Annotated in this window: 20 protein-coding genes; 18 read left to right on the top strand and 2 right to left on the bottom strand. The window is 60.6% G+C overall.

Annotated elements, in window-relative coordinates; genetic code table 11:
• Positions 1-9: 9 nt before the first annotated feature.
• The 17 genes from pilW (at position 10) to ABWV89_RS05130 (ending at position 16,670) form a co-directional block, all read left to right on the top strand.
• Positions 10-864 carry a type IV pilus biogenesis/stability protein PilW gene (gene pilW / locus ABWV89_RS05210; protein ID WP_353394965.1) on the top strand — a complete coding sequence of 285 codons (855 nt, stop codon included), beginning with the start codon at positions 10-12 and terminating at the stop codon, positions 862-864.
• Positions 857-1,840 carry a RodZ domain-containing protein gene (locus ABWV89_RS05205; protein ID WP_353394963.1) on the top strand — a complete coding sequence of 328 codons (984 nt, stop codon included), beginning with the start codon at positions 857-859 and terminating at the stop codon, positions 1,838-1,840. Before pilW ends, ABWV89_RS05205 begins: the two co-directional genes overlap by 8 nt.
• A gap of 29 nt (positions 1,841-1,869) precedes the next feature.
• Entirely contained in the window at positions 1,870-3,150 is a 1,281-nt protein-coding gene (gene ispG, locus ABWV89_RS05200; protein ID WP_353395180.1) for a flavodoxin-dependent (E)-4-hydroxy-3-methylbut-2-enyl-diphosphate synthase, read from the top strand.
• A 75-nt stretch (positions 3,151-3,225) separates the two neighbouring features.
• Positions 3,226-4,521, top strand: coding sequence for a histidine--tRNA ligase (hisS, locus tag ABWV89_RS05195; protein WP_353394961.1), 1,296 nt, complete (start codon positions 3,226-3,228; stop codon positions 4,519-4,521).
• A gap of 69 nt (positions 4,522-4,590) precedes the next feature.
• Entirely contained in the window at positions 4,591-5,256 is a 666-nt protein-coding gene (locus ABWV89_RS05190; RefSeq protein WP_353394959.1) for a YfgM family protein, read from the top strand.
• 8 nt (positions 5,257-5,264) lie between these two features.
• On the top strand, positions 5,265-6,395 hold the full coding sequence (bamB, locus tag ABWV89_RS05185; RefSeq protein WP_353395179.1) for an outer membrane protein assembly factor BamB: 1,131 nt from the start codon (positions 5,265-5,267) through the stop codon (positions 6,393-6,395).
• 54 nt (positions 6,396-6,449) lie between these two features.
• The gene (gene der, locus ABWV89_RS05180) at positions 6,450-7,802 is read left to right on the top strand and encodes a ribosome biogenesis GTPase Der (RefSeq protein WP_353394957.1); all 1,353 of its coding nucleotides are present in this window, start codon (positions 6,450-6,452) and stop codon (positions 7,800-7,802) included.
• 65 nt (positions 7,803-7,867) lie between these two features.
• A complete protein-coding gene (hfq, locus tag ABWV89_RS05175) occupies positions 7,868-8,119 on the top strand; it encodes an RNA chaperone Hfq (RefSeq protein WP_353394955.1) in 252 nt (83 codons plus the stop codon).
• Between the two features lie 98 nt (positions 8,120-8,217).
• A complete protein-coding gene (gene hflX / locus ABWV89_RS05170; RefSeq protein ID WP_353395178.1) occupies positions 8,218-9,405 on the top strand; it encodes a GTPase HflX in 1,188 nt (395 codons plus the stop codon).
• Between the two features lie 32 nt (positions 9,406-9,437).
• Positions 9,438-10,796, top strand: coding sequence for an FtsH protease activity modulator HflK (gene hflK, locus ABWV89_RS05165; protein WP_502903133.1), 1,359 nt, complete (start codon positions 9,438-9,440; stop codon positions 10,794-10,796).
• A gap of 21 nt (positions 10,797-10,817) precedes the next feature.
• Complete coding sequence (gene hflC, locus ABWV89_RS05160; protein WP_353394951.1) at positions 10,818-11,708, top strand: protease modulator HflC; 891 nt, start codon at positions 10,818-10,820, stop codon at positions 11,706-11,708.
• Between the two features lie 14 nt (positions 11,709-11,722).
• On the top strand, positions 11,723-11,941 hold the full coding sequence (locus ABWV89_RS05155; RefSeq protein ID WP_353394949.1) for a DUF2065 domain-containing protein: 219 nt from the start codon (positions 11,723-11,725) through the stop codon (positions 11,939-11,941).
• A 112-nt stretch (positions 11,942-12,053) separates the two neighbouring features.
• Positions 12,054-13,217, top strand: a complete 1,164-nt coding sequence (locus ABWV89_RS05150) for an ATP phosphoribosyltransferase regulatory subunit (protein ID WP_353394947.1) — start codon at positions 12,054-12,056, stop codon at positions 13,215-13,217.
• 13 nt (positions 13,218-13,230) lie between these two features.
• Positions 13,231-14,619 carry an adenylosuccinate synthase gene (locus ABWV89_RS05145; RefSeq protein WP_353394945.1) on the top strand — a complete coding sequence of 463 codons (1,389 nt, stop codon included), beginning with the start codon at positions 13,231-13,233 and terminating at the stop codon, positions 14,617-14,619.
• A gap of 72 nt (positions 14,620-14,691) precedes the next feature.
• The gene (locus ABWV89_RS05140; RefSeq protein WP_353394943.1) at positions 14,692-15,216 is read left to right on the top strand and encodes a phosphoribosyltransferase; all 525 of its coding nucleotides are present in this window, start codon (positions 14,692-14,694) and stop codon (positions 15,214-15,216) included.
• Positions 15,217-15,226: 10 nt separating this feature from the next.
• Complete coding sequence (locus ABWV89_RS05135) at positions 15,227-16,432, top strand: PLP-dependent transferase (RefSeq protein ID WP_353394941.1); 1,206 nt, start codon at positions 15,227-15,229, stop codon at positions 16,430-16,432.
• Between the two features lie 46 nt (positions 16,433-16,478).
• Positions 16,479-16,670 (top strand): hypothetical protein, encoded by a 192-nt coding sequence (locus ABWV89_RS05130; protein ID WP_353394940.1) that lies wholly within the window; start codon positions 16,479-16,481, stop codon positions 16,668-16,670.
• Positions 16,671-16,712: 42 nt separating this feature from the next.
• Here ABWV89_RS05130 and mnmH read toward each other — a convergent pair whose 3' ends face one another.
• Together mnmH and ABWV89_RS05120 are read right to left on the bottom strand one after the other, a co-directional pair.
• Positions 16,713-17,798 (bottom strand): tRNA 2-selenouridine(34) synthase MnmH, encoded by a 1,086-nt coding sequence (gene mnmH / locus ABWV89_RS05125; protein ID WP_353394938.1) that lies wholly within the window; start codon positions 17,796-17,798, stop codon positions 16,713-16,715.
• 15 nt (positions 17,799-17,813) lie between these two features.
• Positions 17,814-18,506 (bottom strand): arylesterase, encoded by a 693-nt coding sequence (locus ABWV89_RS05120; protein ID WP_353394936.1) that lies wholly within the window; start codon positions 18,504-18,506, stop codon positions 17,814-17,816.
• Here ABWV89_RS05120 and ABWV89_RS05115 point away from each other — a divergent pair.
• The gene (locus tag ABWV89_RS05115; protein ID WP_353394933.1) at positions 18,505-19,203 is read left to right on the top strand and encodes an ABC transporter ATP-binding protein; all 699 of its coding nucleotides are present in this window, start codon (positions 18,505-18,507) and stop codon (positions 19,201-19,203) included. The two genes, ABWV89_RS05120 and ABWV89_RS05115, sit on opposite strands and share 2 nt — an antisense overlap.
• Positions 19,204-19,242: the final 39 nt, after the last annotated feature.

The following is a 19,242-nucleotide window of genomic DNA, read 5'->3' as shown; positions in this document are numbered from 1 at the left end:
GCCCTCATCATGATCCACCGGCAACTGCCAGCGCTCGACCATCCATCAGGCGTGGGCTTTTCGCGGTTTCTTGTCGCTTGCATGCTTGGGGCCTGTGCCTTGATGGTGACAGGTTGCGCGACAACTGGTGGCGGGTTGGGGGCGACAGAGTCTTCCCGTGCGGAGCCGGTGACGGAGTCAGACGAGCCGGAGCAGCGGCGTCGTGCGCGCTTGCGTCTCGAATTGGCTTCGGGTTACTTCGAGCAGGGCAAGACTGAAATTGCGCTCGACGAAGTCAAGCAATCGCTTGCCGCTGACCCCACCTATGGAAGCGCCTACCTGCTTCGAGGCCTCGTCTACATGCGTCTGCGCGACCCCGTGCGAGCCGAGGAGAGCTTTCAAAGAGCCTTACGCCTCAATCCAAGGGATGGTGACGCGTTGCACAACTACGGTTGGTTCGAATGTCAGCGTGGCAACTACCTTCGATCGATCGAGCTGTTTGAGGAGGCGTTGAAACTCCCCATCTACGGTGGGAAGGCCAAGACGCTGATGACCAAGGGGATTTGCGAGGTTTCCCTGGGTCGTTTTGATGAAGCAGAAGGGAGCTTTGCGCGGTCATACGAGCTCGATGCGTCCAACCCCATTTCAGGTTACAACCTGGCTTCTCTTTTGCTGCGTAAAGGAGATGCCAAGCGCGCGCAGTTCTATATCCGGCGGATCAACAATTCAGAGTTGGCGAATGCTGAGAGTCTGTGGCTGGGGATTCGTGTGGAGCGAGCCTTGGGCAATGACGTGGCCGTGAAGCAGCTTGGCGACCAGTTGCAGCGGCGATACCCAGAGTCTGACGAGCTTCAGAAGTACAAGAATGGGCAGTTCAATGACTGAGGGAACCACGATGGAGCAAGGTGAGGCCCCGCAGGCACCTGTCCACGCGGCTCCGGTCCTTCTTCGTGAAGCGCGCGAAGCCGCGGGAATGCACATTGCGGCGCTTGCTGCAGCACTCAAGGTGCCGGTGCGCAAGCTCGAAGCGCTAGAAGAGGGGCGATACGACGAACTGCCAGATCTGACATTTGCCAGGGCACTGGCATCCAGCGCCTGTCGCACGCTGAAGATCGATTCAGCCCCCATATTGGCCGAGATTCCGGTTGGATCCCTGCCAGACCTTGGAGACTCTCCGCAAACCATCAATGCGCCGTTCAAATCACCCGAAGATGGGCCCAGTCTCTCATTGGGCGCCGTGTTTTCGAAACCGGTTGTGCTCGGGGTGCTGGCGTTGATGGCAGCCACAGCAGGTCTGCTGTTCGTGCCCAGTGTCACTGAAATCGAGTGGAAAGAATGGGTCGGATCGCTGGGCGTCAGCACTGAGGCGGTGGGCGAGGACGGTACGGTGATCGAGTCTGTCTCTTCCAGCGACAGTGCTGCGGGTCAGGATGTTCCCATGTCACCCATTGCGCCATCGCTGCAGTCTGCATCCGAGATCGCGACAGCGGTGACTACACCTGAGGATAGCCCGTCTGAAGTGGCAAGTCCTGATGAGACGAGCGGGGGCACTGTGGAATCTGCGGCCGACGGTGACGGCGATCAGGGGACGCAGGACAACCAGCCCGTCGACGCCACGGCTGGCTCGCCTTTGCTTCAAGTCAGTGCCGTCGGGGAGACCTGGATCGAGGTGATCAATGGCTCTGGTGCGGTGGTGGTTCAGCGGGTGCTCCGGGAAGGCGATGTGCTGAGTTTTTCGTCTTCGCCCCCTTACTCGGTTGTGATTGGCAACGCTGCCGCGGCAGAGGTCGAAGTGCGTGGTGAGCCGTTTGACACTTCCAGCTATGCGCGCAACCGAGTTGCGCGCTTCAAGGTCAAATGAACGATCGCGCGGACCTTTCTGCATCCGAGATGAGCGGGCAACCTGTCCCGCTTGGCCAGGCGCGAGCTCGTCGGAGCCTCACAGGCGTCGTTCGCTGGGACGACAACTTCGTGACGGTCGGCGGAGACGCCCCGGTGCGTGTCCAGTCCATGACGAATACGGACACCGCGGAGGCGATCGAGACGGCTGTGCAGATCAAAGAACTGGCGCAGGCTGGCTCTGAGCTTGTTCGTATCACGGTGAACAATGACGCTGCTGCTGCTGCGGTTCCCCATATCCGTGACCAACTCGACCGGATGGGCATCAAGGTTCCGCTGATCGGTGATTTTCACTACAACGGACACAAGCTCCTCTCAGACCACCCTGCATGCGCTCAGGCTCTGTCAAAGTACAGGATCAACCCGGGCAATGTCGGGCGCGGTGACAAGGGGGACAAGCAGTTTGCGCAGATGGTGGAAATTGCGGCCCGCTACGAGAAACCCATCCGCATTGGTGTGAACTGGGGCAGTCTTGACCAGGACTTGCTCGCACGGCTGATGGATGAGAATGCCGGACGCGCGGCACCTTGGGAGGCCCGGCAGGTCATGTACGAGGCACTCATTGCCTCGGCCCTGGGCTCAGCTGAGCGTGCGGAGCGGCTTGGCCTGCCTCGAGAAGCCATTGTTCTCTCCTGCAAGGTCAGCGGCGTGCAGGACTTGATTGCTGTGTATCAGGAGCTCGCGCGGCGAACCGACCATCCGCTGCATCTGGGCCTGACCGAGGCGGGCATGGGAACCAAGGGAACGGTAGCTTCCGCAGCGGCATTGTCTGTGCTTTTGCAGCAGGGTATCGGGGATACGATTCGGGTGTCGCTCACGCCACAGCCTGGCGAGGCAAGAACTCAGGAAGTAGTGGTTGCGTCAGAAATTCTGCAGGCGCTGGGCCTGAGAACATTTGTGCCCAGTGTGACGGCATGTCCGGGGTGCGGACGAACCACAAGCACAGTCTTCCAGGAGCTGGCCAAAGACATCGACGACTATCTGCGTGCCTCCATGCCGGTCTGGCGTGCAGAGTTTCCCGGCGTAGAGAACCTCAAGGTCGCTGTCATGGGGTGTATCGTCAATGGCCCGGGCGAAAGCAAACATGCGGACATCGGGATCAGCCTTCCCGGCACTGGTGAGGCGCCGGCTGCGCCAGTGTTCATCGATGGCGAGAAAGCCATGACCCTCAGAGGGGAGGGTATAGCCCGCGATTTTCAGAAGATTGTTGATGACTACGTTCGGCGCCGCTACGGTCAGCATCAGGCTGCCCAGTCGCCGGTCGTAGGCTGACGCCGCGGGACCGAGCAGGGACCTGAGCAGGCGCATGCCTTGCTGGTCACCCAAGTAATTTGAATCGATAAAGCAATGAGCGCAAAAATCAATGCCGTCAAAGGCATGAACGACATACTGCCACCTCTCTCTTCTGAATGGGAATGGCTCGAATCCACTTTGCGCGATCTGATGGCCCGCTACGGCTATCGCAATATTCGCACGCCGATCGTGGAGCACACCGGCCTGTTTGTGCGCAGCCTGGGCGAAGTCACTGATGTGGTGGAAAAGGAGATGTATGCCTTTGAAGACCGCCTCAATGGAGAGCAGCTTGCGTTGCGCCCCGAGAACACGGCAGGGGTCGTACGTGCGGCGGTTGAACATTCGCTCGTCCACGACGGCCCCAAGCGGCTCTTCTACATGGGCCCCATGTTCCGGCATGAGCGACCACAGCGTGGCCGGTATCGGCAGTTCCACCAGTTTGGAGCCGAAGCCCTTGGTTTTGTGGGACCCGACGTCGACGCTGAACTCATTGTTCTGGCCGCTGATCTGTGGCAGCAGCTTGGATTGCAGGACGTGACACTGGAAATCAACAGCCTGGGTCAGCTCGAGGAGCGAAAAGCCCACCGCCAGGCACTGGTGGCGTATCTGCAAGAGCATGAGTCAGAGCTCGACGAAGACGCGAAACGCCGCTTGCACTCGAATCCGCTGCGAATTCTGGACACCAAGAATCCCGACATGCAGGGTCTGGTCAACGAAGCCCCCAAACTCATGGAGTACCTGGGCGAGGGGTCACTTGCGCACTTCGATCGCCTGCGGGCGTTGCTCGACGCACATGAAGTGGGTTATCGCATCAATCCGCGTCTGGTCCGGGGACTTGATTACTACAACCTGAGTGTCTTCGAGTTTGTGACCACCAAACTGGGTGCGCAGGGAACGATCTGTGCTGGCGGGCGATATGACGGTCTGTTTGAGCAGATTGGCGGCAAGCCGACACCAGCCGTTGGCTGGGCGATGGGCATTGAGCGACTGCTTGAGCTGGTCCGCGAGGAGGGCGCCATGTCCCAGGCGCCGACGCCTGATGTCTATGCCGTGATTCCGGCTGTGGAGGCTGTCCCGGTGGCCATGAAGGTGTTGCGCGCCTTGCGTGGCCAGGGTGTCTCTGCGGTGATGCATGCCGCCGTTGGTGACGGCATGGGCAGCATGAAATCCCAATTCAAGAAAGCCGATGGCAGCGGAGCCCGCTATGCGCTGATTTTTGGCGAACAGGAGCTGGCGGCAGGAAATGTGGCTGTGAAACCGCTTCGCGCGGAACCTGATGCCGCGCCGGCGGATCAATTCATCGAGTCGCTTGACAATCCCGCGGCCTGGGCCGCCAAACTCAAGCACTGAACCGACTGGCGCGGCGACTCGAGCTCGCGCGCCTACAATCAGAGCAAGTTAGCACACTGAGAACGACACATGGCAACCCATCTCGACCTTGAAGAACAGGAACAACTCGATCAGCTCAAGCACTTCTGGGCCAAGTACGGGAACCTCATTTCCTGGGCTGCCATTGCGGTGCTGGTAGCCATGGCCGCATGGAATGGCTGGAACTGGTGGCAGCGAAGCGAGGCAGAAAAGGCCTCAGCCATGTATGACGAGCTCGAGCGCGCCGTGGTGTCGGACGATGCGGCCCGCGTCGAGGCTGCGTTCGGGCAAATGAAAGAACGGCTGTCAGGGAACGTGGTGGCTGCGCAGGGCGGACTGTTGGTGGCCAAATCCCTGTTGGGGCACGGAAAGCCTGAGCAAGCCCGGGAAGCACTGCAATGGGTAAGCGACAATGCGCCCGACGCTGGCTTCCGCTCGGTAGCTGCGCTGAGAATGTCGGCGATCGACATGCAGGCCAAGGACTATGACAAGGCATTGGGATTGCTCGGGGACAGCATTGCCGAGGACTTCAAGGCACTGGCTGCGGACCGTCGTGGCGACATCTACATGGCGCAGGGCAAAACGGAAGAGGCAAAGGCCGAGTACGAGAAAGCCTGGTCGCTGTTTGGTGACCGCGCCGATTACCGGCGCCTGGTCAAGATCAAGCTGAACGCTCTCGGTGTGGAGCCAGCTGAAGGCAAGGCAAACGCATCGTGAACTCCAAGATGATCCCAACTCTTTCTGCCAGCCGCGCGGCCCTGGCCGTCTTGTCCTGCTTGGTCATGGCTGCCTGTTCACCCAGTGCCAAGCGGCCGGAGCCTGCCCCTCTGGCCGCCGTCTCTCCGCTGATGGGTGTCAAGCTGGCATGGAAAGGCAATGTGGGCGCCAGCGGCAGTTCCGTCGCACCGACGGTTGAGCATGGTCTTTTGCTGGTGGCAGGCGCCGACGACGCACTGTTGGCACTGGACTCGGGGTCAGGAAAGTCCATGTGGCGGGTTGACTTGGGGGCGCCAGCCTCTTCGCCTGCTGGCTACGATGGCCGGACTGCCGCCATCATCACCGCAGAAAATGACCTGGTGGTCGTCGAAGAGGGCAAAGAGGCATGGCGCAAGCGACTGCCTGCTCGTTCCTTCACGCGCCCTGTGGTTGCTGGTGGCCGAGTGTTTGTTCACCAGGCCGACCGATCCGTGGCGGCTTTCGACGCTGGCAACGGTGCCAGACTCTGGGCGTTGTCACGGCCAGGCGAGCCACTCGTCCTGCAGCAGCCAGGCGTGATGCTCGCCGTCGGCAATACGCTGGTTGTCGGCTTGTCCGGCTACCTCGCAGGTATCGACCCCGATGCAGGGCGCATCCGCTGGACAGCCACTGTCGCCAATCCGCGTGGCACCAATGAGGTGGAGCGTCTGGTCGATCTGGTCGCGCCGTACGCCCGTCTGGGTGAGTCGGTCTGTGTCCGGTCTTTCTCGTCTCGTGTAGGCTGCGTCGATGCTGTGGCCGGAAGGACCATCTGGTCGAATGCAGACCAGGGCGCAGCTGGCGTGAGTGGCGATGCAGAAATGGTGATTGGTTCGGACGCCGACGGCGTTGTACGGGCCTGGAACCGTGCCACCGGAGCAGAACTCTGGTCCAATGCACGTCTCAAGTACCGCCAGCTCACGGCGCCAAGGCTGCTTGGGCAGTCGGTGGCCATTGGAGACGCAGACGGATGGGTGCACCTGGTTTCCCGCAAGGACGGCAGTGAACTCAATCGCCTTTCGACCGACGGATCTCCTGTGGTGGGGTCCCCTGTATTGGCTGGCGATGTCCTCGTGGTCCAGACCCAAAAGGGTGGCCTCTTTGCCTGGCGGCCTGAGTAAGCCTGTCCCCGGATTGATTTCCAGCCATTTCTTGTACGCGTCAGCAGGTTCAAAGTGAAGCCCATCATCGCCTTGGTCGGTCGTCCCAATGTGGGCAAATCGACGCTCTACAACCGGTTGACCGGTACGCGCGATGCCATCGTCGCCGACTTCTCCGGGCTGACCCGCGACAGGCACTACGGCACAGGCAAGGCAGGCGGTCGCGAATTCATCGTGATTGACACCGGTGGATTCGAGCCGGACGCGGGAGATGGCATCTTCAAGGAAATGGCCAAGCAGACCCAGCAAGCTGTCGCCGAGTCTGACGCAGTGATCTTCGTCGTTGATGCCCGGGCGGGTGTCAGCGCGCAGGATCACGATATCGCCAACTACCTTCGGCGCCTTGGCAAACCATGCCTGTTGGTGGCTAACAAATCTGAAGGCATGACGCAGGGCATGCAGCTCAGCGAGTTCTACGAACTCGGGCTCGGTGAGGTGCTTCCGGTTTCCAGCGCGCACGGGCAGGGCGTCCGCACGATGCTGGATGCTGCACTGGACATGTTGCCAGGGGCCTCAGAAGACGATCTTGACGAGGATGCCGAGGAAGACGGGACGATCCGGCTGGCCGTTGCGGGCCGGCCGAATGTGGGCAAATCGACGCTGATCAATGCCTGGCTGGGTGAGGAGCGTCTGGTGGCCTTCGATCTACCCGGAACGACTCGCGATGCCATCAGTGTGCCGTTTGAACGCGATGGCAAGCAGTTCGAACTCATCGACACGGCTGGTTTGCGCCGCAAAGGCAAGGTGTTTGAGGCCATCGAAAAGTTCTCGGTGGTCAAGACCTTGCAGGCCATCGAGAAGGCGCATGTCGTTCTGCTGCTGCTCGACGCGACTCAGGGCGTGACCGACCAGGATGCCCACATTGCCGGCTTTGTGCTGGAAAGTGGCCGTGCCGTGGTGCTGGCGGTGAACAAATGGGATGCAGTCGACAGCTATCAGCGCGAGCAATTGCTCAGACAGATCGAGAACCGACTGGCGTTTCTCAAATTTGCTCCGATCCACCATATTTCCGCGCGCAAGCGACAGGGGTTGGGGCCGGTCTGGAAGTCCATCGCACAGGCGCATGCTGCCGCGATGCGCAAGATGTCTACTCCAGCGTTGACGCGGCTCCTGCAGGAGTCTGTGGCCTTCCAGGCGCCGCCACGCTCAGGCATGTATCGCCCCAAGATGCGGTATGCCCACCAGGGCGGCATGAATCCGCCAATCATCGTCATCCACGGAAATTCGCTGGAAAAGATACCTGAGGTCTACAGGCGATTCCTGGAGGGGCGCTTTCGTAAAGCTTTCAACCTCGTTGGTACACCGCTGCGGATTGAATTCAAGACATCCCACAACCCCTATGCCGAGCAGGATTCAGCGAAACGCTGAGTTCCGGGGCATCCGGCTGTGTTAAGGTGCCATTCTTACTCAACTTTCCAAACACGGAGCATATCGTGAGCAATAACAAAGGCCAGCTTCTTCAGGACCCATTCCTCAACCAGCTTCGCAGGGAACATGTTCCCGTTTCCATCTACCTGGTCAACGGCATCAAGCTGCAAGGACAGATCGAGTCTTTTGACCAGTACGTGGTTCTCCTTCGCAATACTGTGACCCAGATGGTTTACAAGCACGCCATCTCTACCATCGTTCCGGGCCGTCCGATCCAGTTTTCGGTCGCCTCTCAGGACGGTGGATCTGCCAGCTGAGTCTCTTCTCGGCAAGAGCCCTGCTTCGCAGGGCTCGGCAGTCACCCCACTAGCAAAACTTGACACAGACCTCTCACTCCAAACCAGCATCACCGAAGGTGATTCTGGTGGGTGTTGACCTCGGCCTGCCCAATTTCGACGGTGAGCTCGAAGAGTTGGGCCTGCTCGCTGAGACCGCGGGCTATCAGGTGGCCGAACGCGTCACCTGCAAGCGGCGCGCACCCGATGCCGCGCTGTTCATCGGCTCGGGCAAGGCAGACGAAATTCGGATGCTGGCGGAATCGACGGGTGCTTCTGAAGTGCTGTTCGATCAGTCGCTCAGTCCGGCGCAGCAACGCAACCTTGAGCGAGCCATTGGCCTTCCGGTCAATGACCGCACATTGCTGATTCTCGAGATATTTGCCCAGCGAGCACGCAGCCATGAAGGCAAGTTGCAAGTCGAGCTGGCGCGGCTTCAGTATTTGTCGACTCGCCTGGTTCGCCGTTGGTCCCACCTGGAGCGGCAAAGCGGTGGTATCGGCATGCGCGGTGGCCCAGGTGAAACCCAGATCGAGCTGGACAGGCGGATGATTGGTCAGGCCATCAAGCGAACCCGGGAGAGGCTTGAGAAGGTCAAGCGGCAGCGGTCGACTCAGCGTCGCAGACGTACACGGACCCAGACATTCAGCGTCTCACTCGTGGGCTATACCAACGCTGGCAAGTCTTCCTTGTTCAACGCGCTGGTCAAGGCACGCTCCTACGCCGCCGATCAGTTGTTTGCTACCCTGGACACCACTACGCGCCAGCTCTACCTCGAAGAGGCCCAGTGCGGGATATCGCTCTCGGACACTGTCGGGTTCATCCGTGATCTGCCCCACGGGCTTGTGGAGGCGTTTGCGGCCACCTTGCAGGAGTCGATCGATGCCGACCTGCTGCTTCACGTCGTCGATGCGTCCAACCCGGGCCATCCCGAGCAGATCGAGTCGGTCTTTGAAGTGTTGCGTGAAATCGGTGCAGATGAGGTTCCGCAGGTTCTGGTGTTCAACAAGCTTGACGCCATTGCGCCAGACCTCAGGCCAAGGCAATCGATGGATTTGATGGAACTTGACGGGCGTACCCTGCCTCGGATATTTGTCAGTGCCAAGGAGGGCATGGGGCTCACCGAGTTGCGACACCTCTTGGCAGAACGGGTCCTGAACAGAGACGAAGCGCAGACGGATGATCCGCGGTTCAGGGCAGATCCGGACGCAGACCCAGGGGAAGGCGAAGGCTCTGCACAGCCCGACTCCCATTTGGGCACAATGTAGTTATCGAAAGCTGATCAAAAAGTGATTCAACAATGGACGTGAATTGGCATAGACGGCCCGCGCGCCCCTCAGTGGAGGCCTCTGATACAGAGGTTTACAACCTCAATGATCCGCGCTGGGGGCAAGACGACAAGCCTTCGGATCAGGGCGATCGCCCGCAACAGGAGGACCGTCCTGGCGGACAGCGTCCAGGGCAGGGGCCTAACCAGGGTCCTCCAGACCTGGATGAGCTCTGGCGCGATTTCAATCGCAAGCTGGGAGGCATTCTCGGTGGTGGCGGTCAGGGCGGTGGACGCCAGAATGGCGGACATGGCACTGGTGGCGCTGGCGGCAGTGGTGCTTCCCGCTTTGGCATTGGCATGATCGTTGTCATTGCTTTGCTGATCTGGGCAGGGACCGGCATCTTCATCGTGCAAGAAGGTGAGCAGGCGGTGATCACGCGGTTTGGTAAGTACAGTAAGACCGTCGATGCCGGCTTCCAGTGGCGTCTGCCTTATCCGTTCGAGCGGCACGAAACAGTTTCCACGACGCAACTTCGCTCCGTGGACATTGGGGGTGACAGACTGATTCCTGCCACAGGTCTGCGGGACTCCTCCATGTTGACGGCCGACGAGAACATCGTGGACATCCGGTTCGTGGTTCAGTACCGCCTGAATGACGCTCGTGCCTACCTGTTTGAAACCAGTGACCCGGTCACCGCTGTCGTCAAGGCCGCGGAAACCTCGGTGCGCGAGGTGGTGGGCAAGATGAAGATGGATGATGCTCTGGTTGAGGAACGCGACCAGATCGCTCCTCGCGTGCGCGGTCTGATGCAGACGATCCTGGATCGTTACAAGGTGGGCATTGAGGTGGTTGGCGTGAACATCCAGCTGGTGCGTCCGCCCGTGCAGGTGCAAGACGCATTCGATGACGTTCTCAAGGCCAGGCAAGAACGGGATCGCCAGAAGAACGAAGCCCGGGCGTATGCCAACAATGTGGTGCCCAAGGCTCGAGGCACGGCCTCACGCATGGTGGAAGACGCAGAAGGCTACCGCGCCCGAATCGTGGCCCAGGCCGAAGGTGATGCCAGGCGATTTGCCGCCATTCAGGCCGAGTATGCCAAGGCACCCCAGGTCACCCGCGAGCGTCTCTATATCGATGCCATGAAGGACGTGTACCGCAACACGACCAAGGTCATGGTCGACACGCGAAGCGGCTCGAACGTGATGTACCTGCCGCTGGACAAAATCGCTGAAATGTCCTCGCGGCGAGCTGCCGGTGCGAGCGCGCCCGCAGCGAACGACAGCGGCTCGTCCAACACTTCGGCAGGGACGAGTGCCGGGTCGGGCAGTCAGAACAGCAACAACTCACTCCGTGATGACCTGCGGTCGCGTGACCGTGGCGGCCGCTGAGCACAACGGGGGAAAGTGATCATGAACAGATTGGGTTTCTTTATCGTGAGCCTGTTGGTGCTGGCCGCTATCGGCAGTTCCATGCTCTTTGTGGTGGATCAGCGCCAGTTCGGTGTGCTGCTGCAGTTGGGTCAGATCAAGAAGGTCGTCACAGAACCGGGCCTGAATTTCAAGCTGCCGCCTCCGCTACAGAACGTGGTGTACGTGGACAAGCGCCTGCTGACGCTGGAGAGTGATGACACCGAACCTCAGCTGACGGCTGAGAAGCAGCGTGTGGTGATCGACTGGTTCGTCCGCTGGCGCATCAGCAAGCCTCAGGACTACATCCGAAACGTTGGTCGCTCCGAAGATGCTGGCCGTCGGCAACTCCAGCGTGTGGTTCGGGACTCGTTCCAGCAAGAAGTGAACAAGCGCACCCTGAGCCAGTTGCTGGCCTCGGGTCGCGAACAGCTGATGTCAGACGTCAAGAGTCAGGTGGTCAAGGCAGTCGGCAACGCAGAGAAGCCATGGGGCATGGATGTCATCGACGTTCGCATTACCCGCGTGGACTATGCGGAAGCCGTCACTGGCGAGGTCTACAAGAGGATGTCTGCCGAGCGAAAGCGTGCAGCGAACGAAGAACGGGCCACGGGCTTTGCGGAGGGCGAGAAGATTCGAGCCGAGGCAGACCGCGAGGTCGAGGAAATTGTGGCTGATGCGACGCGCACCTCTCAGGCGATTCGCGGTGAGGCTGATGCCAAGGCTGCTGCGGCCTATGCAGAGGCCTTCGGCAAAGATCCGGCATTTGCCAAGTTCTACCGTAGCCTGGACGCCTACCGCGACAGCTTTGGTCAAAACTCAGATGTGCTGGTGCTCGACCCGTCCACAACGGAATTCTTCGAGGCCATGCGTGAGAGTGCGTCCCGGAAGTGAGGTGCCGTCTTTGAGTGACACTGGCCTGCAGAACGGTCTGGCCCGCCATGGGTGAGGTGTTCTGGACGGCGGTGGCGCTCATGCTCATCTTTGAGGGCGCGCTGCCGCTTCTGGTGCCACGCGCTTGGCGACGCATGCTGACCGACCTGCTGCAGTTCAAGGATGGCCAGCTTCGTTTTTACGGCCTCCTGCTTGTAGGCATCGGCGCTGCACTGCTGATATGGCTGGATTGACTGCCGACAAGGGGCCGAAAGTCGCTCGGAAAAGGTTCTCGGCCACCCATTTGGAAGTGGCGTCTCCAACATCTGTAAAATCACGGTTTTAACAGCACCCCACTGGTTTTACATGTCTGCCTGGATCCTTCCGGATCACATTGCCGATGTCCTGCCCTCCGAGGCACGGCACATCGAAGAACTTCGCCGGGGACTGCTCGACGCCGCCCGCAGCTATGGCTATGAATTGGTCATGCCGCCCATGGTTGAGCATCTCGACTCGCTTCTGACAGGAACAGGCGAAGCGCTGGATCTGCACACCTTCAAACTGGTCGACCAGCTCTCTGGTCGCACCTTGGGCCTGCGTGCGGACAGCACGCCCCAGGTTGCGCGTATTGATGCGCATCTGCTCAACCGAAAGGGCGTGGCCCGTCTGTGCTACTGCGGGCCGGTGGTGCACACCCGGCTCGATCGGCCGACGGGTACGCGCGAACCGCTGCAGTTCGGTGCCGAGATCTACGGCCATGGAGGCTTGGAAGCCGATGCCGAAGTGGTTGAACTGGCACATCGCTGCCTGGTCGACGCTGGTCTGAGTGATCTGCAGCTCGACATTTCCGATGTTCGCGTGGTGGACGCCGTGCTGGCATCCGTCGAGCTGGACGACACGACCCTGGCTGCATTCCATGCAGCGTTGGCTGCCAAGGATCGAGCCGAGCTGGCTGTTCTGGCTCAGCCTCTTCCGGGCGCTGTCCGGTCCGATTTGCTGGCGCTGACCGATTTGTTCGGTGGCGTGGACGTACTGCAGCGCGCGCGAGCGCAATTGCAGCCTTCGCCAGCCCTGCATCAGGCGCTGGACGAAATGGACTGGCTGGCGCAGCATGCCGATGGCATGTCCGTTTCGATTGACTTGGCTGATCTTCGGGGTTATGCCTACTACACCGGGATGCGCTTTGCGATCTTCAGCCAGGGGCGTCGTGGTGAAGCGGTCGAGGTCGCCCGAGGTGGCCGTTATGACGAGGTGGGAGCTGTGTTCGGACGCAAGCGTCCGGCAGTGGGCTTCAGCCTTGATGTGAAAGAACTGGTGCTGGCGGTGGCACCACAAGCGCTCGGTCAGGCCGTGCGCGCGCCCTGGGGTAACGACCCCGAGTTGAGAGCTGCAGTCAGGCAGTTGCGCTCTGAGGGCCACACCGTGGTGTGTGTTCTGCCAGGACACGAACACGAAGTCGACGAATTCCAGTGTGACCGTGAGTTGGTGCAGTCAGGCGCCAGCGGCGATTGGGTCGTCAAAGATCTCTGAACGGAAGTCTCCAATGAGCAAACTCAGCAGCCCCGTGCAACCCGGGCGCAACGTGGTGGTCGTCGGTACGCAATGGGGCGACGAGGGCAAAGGCAAGCTGGTCGACTGGCTGACGGAAACCGCGCGCGGTGTCGTTCGCTTCCAGGGCGGCCACAATGCGGGCCACACCCTCGTCATCAATGGCGTCAAGACAGCACTTCACCTGATTCCCAGCGGGATCATGCGGCCTGGCGTCAAGTGCTACATCGGCAACGGCGTCGTGCTGTCGGTCGGCAAGCTCTTCGAGGAAATTGAAGGGCTGGAGAAGGCTGGCGTCAGTGTCTGCGATCGCCTGCGTGTGAGCGAGAGCTGCCCGCTGATCCTGCCGTTCCACGTGGCCATCGACGTGGCCCGTGAGGCGGCCAAGGAACGCGCCGGCTCTGCCAAGATCGGCACAACGGGTCGTGGCATTGGTCCGGCTTATGAGGACAAGATCGCCCGCCGCGCGCTGCGAGTGCAGGACCTGAAGCACCCCGAGCGCTTTGCGACCAAGTTGCGCGAGCTGCTGGCCGTTCACAATCACCTGCTCAAGACCTACCTGGGTTCTGCGGACCTGCAGTGGGACGAAAAGATGGCCAAGTACATGGTGGACGGCGAAATCCAGTTCCAACCCGTGTTTGATGAAGCCATGGAGCAGGCCGAACGCCTCAAACCCATGATTGCCGATGTCTCGCGCGAATTGAACGAAGCCAACAGGCAAGGTGTCAACCTTCTGTTTGAAGGCGCACAGGGCACGCTGCTGGATATTGACCACGGGACCTATCCGTTTGTCACCTCCAGCAACTGCGTGGCCGGCAATGCCGCCGCTGGCGCTGGCGTGGGCCCGGGCATGCTGCACTACGTGCTGGGCATCACCAAGGCCTACTGCACACGCGTGGGCGGTGGACCGTTCCCGACGGAGCTGGACTGGCAGACCAAAGGGACGCCGGGTTGGCACATGTCGACCGTGGGTGCCGAGAAGGGCGTGACCACTGGCCGGGACCGCCGCTGCGGATGGTTCGATGCGGCGCTGCTCAAGCGCTCAGCCCAGGTCAACGGCCTCTCGGGCCTGTGCCTGACCAAGCTGGATGTGCTCGATGGCCTGACCGAGCTCAAGCTGTGCACGGGCTATGAGCTGGACGGCGAAACCATCGATATCCTGCCGATGGGCGCCGACGATATCGAGCGCTGCCAGCCTATCTATGAAACACTGCCGGGGTGGAGCGAGTCGTCTGTGGGCGTGACCCAGTACGAAGACCTGCCACGCAATGCGCAGAAGTATCTGCGTCGCATTGAGGAGGTCACGGGCGTACCCATTCACGTGGTCTCGACCAGCCCTGATCGCGATCACACGATCTTGCTGCACCATCCGTACCAGTCCTGAGGTGAGTTTGCCCGTGGTTTGGGGCAGAATGGGACTTTGCCGCAAGGCCTTTTCCCCCGACCACAACTTCACATGCTCACTGACGACGGCAAGCACCTCTACGTTTCCTACGACGAATACCACAACCTGATCGAGAAGCTGGCCATCAAGGTCCATCAATCGGGTTGGGAGTTTGACACCATTCTCTGCCTTGCGCGCGGGGGCATGCGCCCGGGAGACATCCTCTCGCGAGTGTTTGACAAGCCGCTGGCGATCATGTCAACCAGCTCCTACCGGGCCAATGCCGGTACGGTCCAGGGCCACCTGGACATTGCGCGCTATATCACCACCCCCAAGGGAGAGATCGCTGGCAAGGTGCTGCTGGTGGACGACCTGGCGGACTCCGGCCACACGCTCAAGGCGGTGATGGATCAGCTTCGCAACAACTACCCGCCCATTACCGAACTGCGCAGTGCAGTGATCTGGACCAAACAGGCATCCATCTTCACGCCGGACTACACGGTGGAGTTTCTGCCCTCCAACCCCTGGATTCACCAGCCGTTTGAGAGCTATGACAGCCTTCGCCCTCAGCAGTTGCTGGACAAATGGAAGGTTTGAGCGAGGCAGCATGACCCAGCAGGACATTTCCACCACCCTGATTCACCACCCCTATAAACCTCCCGAGGGTTTTGATGCCAGTGCGCCAGGCGTACACAAGGCTTCCACCGTCTTCTTTGACAGTGTCAAGGCCTTGCGTGAGCGCGAGTGGAAGGACAAGAGCGGCTACACCTACGGGCTACACGGCACGCCCACGACGTTTACGCTGGAAGAGCGCATAGCCACGCTCGAAGGTGGCGCGCATTGCGTGCTGGCGCCCAGCGGATTGGCTGCCATCTCGCTGGTGGACATGAGCTTCCTGCAGCAAGGCGATGAATTGCTGCTGCCGGACAATGTGTACGGGCCGAACCGGGCGTTCGCAGAAGGCGAGCTTCTCGCATGGGGCATCAGTCACCGCTTCTACGATCCGATGGATCCAGCGGATCTGGCCGGCATGATCAGCGACAAGACGCGACTGGTGTGGCTGGAGGTGCCTGGCTCGGTATCGCTGGAGTACCCGGATCTGCCTGCATTGACAGCTGTCATTCGCGACGCCAATTCCCGGCGCGCCAAGGGCAGTCGCCAAGTGCTGGGAGCCCTGGACAACACCTGGGGTGCCGGTCTGGCATTCAACGGGTTCGAGCTGGGCGCCGACATTGTCATGCAGGCACTCACGAAGTACCCCAGTGGCGGGGCCGATGTCCTCATGGGCTCGGTCGTTACGCGCGATCCCGGCTTGCACCGTCAGATATTGCTGACCCACATGCGGCTGGGTCTGGGTGTCGGTGCCAACGATGCGGAGCTTGTTCTTCGTGGGCTGGCATCCATCAAGACCCGGTACGCGGCCCAGGATGCGACCACACGGGCGCTGGCCCTGTGGATGCAACAGCAGGCCCCGGTGGTGAAGGTATTTCACCCGGCGCTGGAAGGGTCACCAGGACATGCGTTCTGGCAGCGCGATGCGCAAGGGGCTGCCTGCCTGTTCAGCGTCGTTTTTGACGAAAGTTATGGCCAGAGCGAAGTGGACGCTTTTTGTGACCGCCTGTCGCTTTTCAGGCTGGGATGGAGCTGGGCCGGGCCTGTGAGTCTGTGCGCACCCTACGCCATGTCCCGGATGAGGACCCGTCCATGGGCGCATGCAGGACATCTGGTGCGCTTTGCCATCGGACTGGAATCGGTGGATGATCTCAAGGCAGACCTGTCACAGGCACTCGATGCCATGGGCGCACCCCGGTAGAGCCCGGGCGTTCGCACGTATTCGATTCATTTGAAGGAGGTTGCAGTTGGCTACACCGAACTACGGGTATGAGAAACGTCAGCGTGAACTGGCCAAGAAGCGCAAAAAGGAAGAGAAGGCGCGACAGAAGGCCGAGCGCAAGCAGAATCCACAAGGCGACGATGCTGATTCCTATGACGGATCGGACGCCGACATTGATTCGGACAGCGATGACGGGTTCGCCGACGATGACGATTGAGCGTTGACCGGACGCCCTCGACTCACAAGTGGGCAGGGAGAATCAGCTTTGCGTTGAGGCTTGAGCCTTTTCCGCCCACCGAATCATGCTGGTCGCGGCTTTGGTCATGGCCTCGGGCGTGCGGCTGGGCACCTCACAGGGCCAGGCCTGGCTGTATTGCGTGAAGTTTCGCTTGATGGACGCCGCGTACATCGGGTCGTAATGGTCGGTGAGCAATGCCTTGACCACGGCTCGTGTCTTTCCATTGCGCGCATCCTCTTTCCATCCGTCGACAGCTTCGTGGCCACGTCGCTGCACCAGGGCGTCCAGACGCTGGCAGAACAGATCGGTGTCCGTCACGAAGAACGGATAGTCTTCCAGCAGCAACTCCACCCTTTCGTCGTCCGGCAACTGGACATCCACGCACGGGCTGCCACGCATGGCTTCGATGAGGGCGTCGGGGACCCTGACATTGCCAACTTTCTTGCTTTCGCTCTCGACAAACACGGGTCTTGACGGATCAAGCTGACGCAGGAAATCCCAGATCAGGCTGTCGAAGTGCTTCTGGCTCGGCTGCGGAACACCCGGAATATGACCCAGAACGGAACTGCGGTGACAAGCCAGATCTTCGAGATCGAGAGCCTGAGCGCCGAGGGCCGACAAGGACTTGAGCAGCCGTGTCTTGCCACTGCCGGTTGGGCCGCAGATCACGCGGTACTGAAACCGGGGTGCGATGCGGGCAATGTCGTCCACCAGTGAGGCACGCCATGAACGGTATCCGCCTTCGATCAAGGTGACGTGGAAACCGATCGCGCCCAGTATGGTGGCCAGTGCACCACTGCGATTGCCGCCGCGCCAGCAGTACACGAGGGGCTTCCAGTCGCGGGGTTTGTCGATGACAAATCGCTCTATGTGGTCGGCGATGTTTCTCGCCGAGAGGGCTGCACCGCGCTTCTTGGCCTCGAATGGATTGACCTGCTTGTACATGGTGCCAATGGTGATCCGCTCCTGGCTGTCCAGGGTGGGCCAGTTGATGGCGCCGGGGACGTGGTCCAGGGCGAATTCGTCTTCGGTGCGGGCGTCGATGATCTCGTCAAAGCTATCAAGGCGTTTGATGGCCTCTGACGCGGGCAATGTATGAACTGGCATGCTCGGATTATCCGCTCACGCGGGCAGCAACTTGCTCAACTCGGGCCAGACATTGTCCAGCAGCAGTGGTTGCGCATCCTCGTTGGGGTGCATGCGGTCGCTTTGGAACAGGTCCGCCGGGTTCTGGGCATCTGCCACGTTCTTGAGGAGAAAGGGCACCAGAGGCACACGCTGATCCTTGGCCAGGCGTGGAAACAGGTCCCGAAACTCGTCCGTGTACTTCTGGCCATAGTTTGGTGGGACCTGCATGCCCACGAGCAGTACCTTGGCGCCAGCGCCCTTGGCCAGGTCAATCATCCGGACGAGGTTTTGTTCGGTGGCTGACAGTGGCAGCCCCCTAAGCGCATCGTTGGCACCGAGCTCCAGGATCACGACGGCAGGCTGGTGACGACGCAGGAGAGACGGCAGGCGACCCAGCCCTCCTGCGGTGGTGTCGGCGCTGATGCCCGCATTGTGTACCTTCAGACCGGGCTGCTCCTTTGCCAGCTTCTGCGCCAGAAGTGACACCCAGCCACGACCACGCTCCACACCATACTCGGCGCTGAGCGAGTCACCCACCACCAGAATGGTCTCCTGGCTGCCGTTCGGCGGCGCAGACTCCGCTTGTGCGAAGCCATGCCCGAATCCGAATGGCCCTGCCAGCATGGCCACCGTCAGTGACGCGGTAAAGTGGCGTCTGGTCCAAGTCATCGGGTTATGAATACGCATGTCTGTTGATCCTTCGAATACACCCCAACCGTCGTCCATGATTGAAGTGCGTCATGTGAACAAGACCGTTCAGGACGCGTCGGGTTCCCTGGATATCTTGCTGGATGTGAACTTCTCGCTTCTGTCCGGGCAAACGGCGGCCATTGTGGGCGCCTCTGGCTCAGGCAAAAGCACATTGCTGTCCATTATTGCAGGGCTGGATACCCCCAGTTCCGGAACCGTTTTGATCGACCGGCAGGACATTTTTGCCCTGGATGAGGATCAGCGTGCCGCACTGAGGGCGCGCAAGGTGGGGTTTGTGTTCCAGAGCTTCCAGTTGCTGGGCAACCTGAGCGCTCTGGAGAACGTGATGCTGCCGCTGGAACTGGAGGGCGCCAGGGATGCCCGCTTAAGGGCAACCAGCATGCTCGAGCGTGTCGGCCTGGGGCAGCGGTTGGGGCATTACCCCAAAGTGCTCTCCGGGGGCGAGCAGCAGCGGGTTGCCCTGGCTCGGGCCTTTGTGACACGGCCACAGGTACTTCTCGCCGACGAACCCACAGGCAGCCTGGATCACGCATCTGGGGCAAAAGTGATGGAGCTGATGTTCGAGCTCAACCGGGAACAGCAGACGACGCTGGTGCTGGTCACGCACGACGAGATGATTGCAGGAAGGTGCGAGCGACGCCTGGTGATCGATGCCGGTCGCCTGGTGAGCTGAATGTGCAGCAAACCGCTGACGCGGTGCGGTGTGAGTGGT

The sequence above is a fragment of the Hydrogenophaga sp. 5NK40-0174 genome, from assembly GCF_040372165.1.
Taxonomy (GTDB): domain Bacteria; phylum Pseudomonadota; class Gammaproteobacteria; order Burkholderiales; family Burkholderiaceae_C; genus Hydrogenophaga.
Note: the sequence above shows the minus strand (reverse complement) of the source record. Positions and strands in the feature narration are given on the sequence as shown.

Excerpts from the sequence above, each read along its gene's own strand:
- ispG (WP_353395180.1), top strand. The coding sequence starts at position 1,870 with ATGAGCGGGCAACCTGTCCCGCTTGGCCAGGCGCGAGCTCGTCGGAGC.
- mnmH (WP_353394938.1), bottom strand. The coding sequence starts at position 17,798 with ATGCCAGTTCATACATTGCCCGCGTCAGAGGCCATCAAACGCCTTGAT.
- ABWV89_RS05150 (WP_353394947.1), top strand. The coding sequence starts at position 12,054 with ATGTCTGCCTGGATCCTTCCGGATCACATTGCCGATGTCCTGCCCTCC.
- ABWV89_RS05145 (WP_353394945.1), top strand. The coding sequence starts at position 13,231 with ATGAGCAAACTCAGCAGCCCCGTGCAACCCGGGCGCAACGTGGTGGTC.
- ABWV89_RS05205 (WP_353394963.1), top strand. The coding sequence starts at position 857 with ATGACTGAGGGAACCACGATGGAGCAAGGTGAGGCCCCGCAGGCACCT.
- ABWV89_RS05120 (WP_353394936.1), bottom strand. The coding sequence starts at position 18,506 with ATGCGTATTCATAACCCGATGACTTGGACCAGACGCCACTTTACCGCG.
- ABWV89_RS05135 (WP_353394941.1), top strand. The coding sequence starts at position 15,227 with ATGACCCAGCAGGACATTTCCACCACCCTGATTCACCACCCCTATAAA.
- bamB (WP_353395179.1), top strand. The coding sequence starts at position 5,265 with ATGATCCCAACTCTTTCTGCCAGCCGCGCGGCCCTGGCCGTCTTGTCC.
- ABWV89_RS05190 (WP_353394959.1), top strand. The coding sequence starts at position 4,591 with ATGGCAACCCATCTCGACCTTGAAGAACAGGAACAACTCGATCAGCTC.
- ABWV89_RS05140 (WP_353394943.1), top strand. The coding sequence starts at position 14,692 with ATGCTCACTGACGACGGCAAGCACCTCTACGTTTCCTACGACGAATAC.
- hisS (WP_353394961.1), top strand. The coding sequence starts at position 3,226 with ATGAGCGCAAAAATCAATGCCGTCAAAGGCATGAACGACATACTGCCA.
- pilW (WP_353394965.1), top strand. The coding sequence starts at position 10 with ATGATCCACCGGCAACTGCCAGCGCTCGACCATCCATCAGGCGTGGGC.
- ABWV89_RS05115 (WP_353394933.1), top strand. The coding sequence starts at position 18,505 with ATGTCTGTTGATCCTTCGAATACACCCCAACCGTCGTCCATGATTGAA.
- hflC (WP_353394951.1), top strand. The coding sequence starts at position 10,818 with ATGAACAGATTGGGTTTCTTTATCGTGAGCCTGTTGGTGCTGGCCGCT.
- hflK (WP_502903133.1), top strand. The coding sequence starts at position 9,438 with ATGGACGTGAATTGGCATAGACGGCCCGCGCGCCCCTCAGTGGAGGCC.